At 40.6% G+C, this 2,639-nt stretch carries 3 protein-coding genes; all 3 read left to right on the top strand.

Annotation, left to right across the window (positions count from 1 at the left end; genetic code table 11):
- Positions 1–66: 66 nt before the first annotated feature.
- On the top strand, positions 67–267 hold the full coding sequence (locus tag P8O70_16305) for a helix-turn-helix domain-containing protein (GenBank protein ID MDG2198405.1): 201 nt from the start codon (positions 67–69) through the stop codon (positions 265–267).
- Positions 268–278: 11 nt separating this feature from the next.
- Positions 279–593 (top strand): hypothetical protein, encoded by a 315-nt coding sequence (locus P8O70_16300; GenBank protein MDG2198404.1) that lies wholly within the window; start codon positions 279–281, stop codon positions 591–593.
- Positions 594–749: 156 nt separating this feature from the next.
- Positions 750–2,639: phage/plasmid primase, P4 family (locus P8O70_16295; protein MDG2198403.1), on the top strand; the 1,890-nt coding region annotated here is incomplete at its 3' end.

Below are 2,639 nucleotides of genomic sequence, written 5' to 3'. Positions count from 1 at the left end.
AAAAAATAAGATTTTCTTATCCTTAATGATTCGTGATACACAAATAAACACCCTAAAGGAGGCACAATGATAATAAATATTCCTACAAATAGCCTTATCACAAAACAAGAAGCTGCAGAGATTCTTGAACTGTCAGATTCTGGTGTTTCTTTCTTAGCAAGAAGAGGAGATTTACCAGAAGTTAGATTTAGTAAACGTAGAGTTTTATATGACTTAGAATCAGTTGAAACTCTTGCTGAAAAGAGACAAACATCCAACATTATCTAATTGAGAAAATTATGAGATTAAGTGACGAAGTGAATTGTCATCGAACTATGTACAATGTATCCTCTCTGGATCAGTGCCCTGTATCAAAGAAGAATATTCCCTCAGAACTAAGAGAAATTCCACGTTGGGTTAACTGGCAACGTAAAATGAAGGAGGAGACCGCTACAAAGGTGCCACTAGCTGCTGAGTTTGATCAGGCTGGGAACATAATGGATCCCTCAAATCACAGAAGTTTTGAAGAGGCTTTTCACCGTTACAAGGATAAAAACTTGAGTGGTGTTGGCTTCGTTCTAGATGAATCTGACAATATAGTGGGCCTTGATTGAGATAAGTGTATTGAAGCTATTGATGATGACAACGTCACTCTAAATCAAAGCGGGATTCTGTTTGCTGAATTTTGGTTACAGCGAGGAGCTTATTTAGAAGTCTCTCCATCTGGAAAGGGACTACGAGGCTTTATTCGAGGTTCTCTGCCTAATGATATGAAAAGGAAAAATCACATTAAAGGTTCTGCCTGGGAAATCTATGACAAGCAAAGATATCTCACGGTGACCGGCTTTGCTTTAGCTGAGCCTCCAACCCGGCTTCCCGCAATTTCACAGGGAGATATCAAACGATATCAAAGTGAATTTATGGGTACTCGTTTAGGAGTCTCTGACACACTCAGCCATTCCAAACATCTTCAATACGAAATGGATTTTGCCAGTTGTGATTTATCTGCTGATGATCTCAGGAAAATCTCAGATATGAGAACGATATTGTCTGAATTGGATCAACTCTGGGAAGGTGATTGGCAATCAATTCAGAATGAAGGTGGGTCCCAAAAATATCCAAGTCACAGTGAAGCTGATTTAGGATTTTGTAATCAACTCGCTAAAATATTAGGAGAACCCTCCAAAGTTGTTGCTGCTTGGAAGAAATCAGGTCTTTGGAGACCTCACAAATGCGAAAGGAGGCCTGATTATGTGCCCAGAACTGTCGAGAAAGCTTTTCAACAGTTAGCTGCAGAAAACAAGATTGAGTTTCTTATTCTTGTTGACCGAGATGGAGAGTTGTCACTTAAGCAGATTGCTCCTTCAAAAGCAGCAGAAGCCTTCTTACAAGACTTCGGAGGCAAATTACTTTTTGTCGACTCTCAATTCTACAATTACAAAAAAGACCTGGGTACTTGGTCTCTGGAAGATGAACACGTCATCACTTCAAGGATAGAGCACTTTTTGGAGAAGGCTGTCGAGCACTACCAGCCAACAGCTGTTCTCTCCGATAAAGTTGTCAAGGACACAGTCAGCTTTTTAAGTCGTCTTAAAGAGGTGGGTTGCAACAGCGAGAGCCATGTTTGGAACCCTAAATCTTACATTCTAGTTCTGGGTAATGGGGTGATTGATCTCAACCAGAATGTCTTCGATCTGCAACCTTTCGATCACGAGCTTTACTCAACCTTTCGCTCTCCAATCAATTATTACCAACAAGCGAAGTGCCCAAATTGGCAAAGGTTCCTTGATCGGGTCATTCCTGACAAAGATGACCAGTTGAGAATTCAGGAGTGGGCTGGTTATCTTTTGTACCCAAGCACAAAGCTTGAAAAAATACTATTTCTCTATGGTTCAGGACGAAACGGTAAATCAACATTTATCGAAACTATCACAGCTCTGGTTGATCCCAATGAGATCAGCCATGTTGAACCACAAAACCTTGCTCGTGAGTACGACATAGCTGCATTGCAACATAAACGAATCAATGTGGTTGCTGACATCACAACAGATAAACAGACCTCTGGAGTATTTAAGCAACTTGTCAGCAGAGAAAGGTTGCAGGCCAGAAACCCGTACAGACCGTCATTTAGTTTCACGCCTTGTGTCAAGCTTCTATTCAGTTCAAATTTCCTCCCCCAGACACATGATCGGTCAGAAGGATTTTATCGTAGATGGGATATTTTGAAATTCGATAAACAATTGAAGGAATCCGAAGTTGACCTAGACTTGAAAACAAAGCTTAGGGTCGAACTGCCAGGAATTTCACTGTGGACTCTGACTGGTTTGAAAAGGCTCAAAGAGAATGATTGGAGAATGACGGCAGCTCCAGGATTTAACGACGGAATTGAGTCTTTGAAACAATACACTGATGTGTTCAAAGATTTTCTAGATACCCACTACCAGATTTCTGAAAACATTAAAAATGATTTAACTGGCCAACCCTACGTCAAATGGGAAGGTCTGTATCGTAAATACAAATACTTCTGTGAAGAAAATGGGCTTTCAAAAATGAGTGGCAAGAAGGTCGAACAAGAGCTGATTCGCTTTGGTTGCAAAAAATCACAGAAGAGAATTGGTGAGGAAAGAGATGGGACTGGCCAAGCAAGAAAGAATGTCGTA

Source organism: SAR324 cluster bacterium, assembly GCA_029245725.1.
In the GTDB taxonomy this organism is placed as follows: Bacteria; SAR324; SAR324; order SAR324; family NAC60-12; genus JCVI-SCAAA005.
Note: the sequence above shows the minus strand (reverse complement) of the source record. Positions and strands in the feature narration are given on the sequence as shown.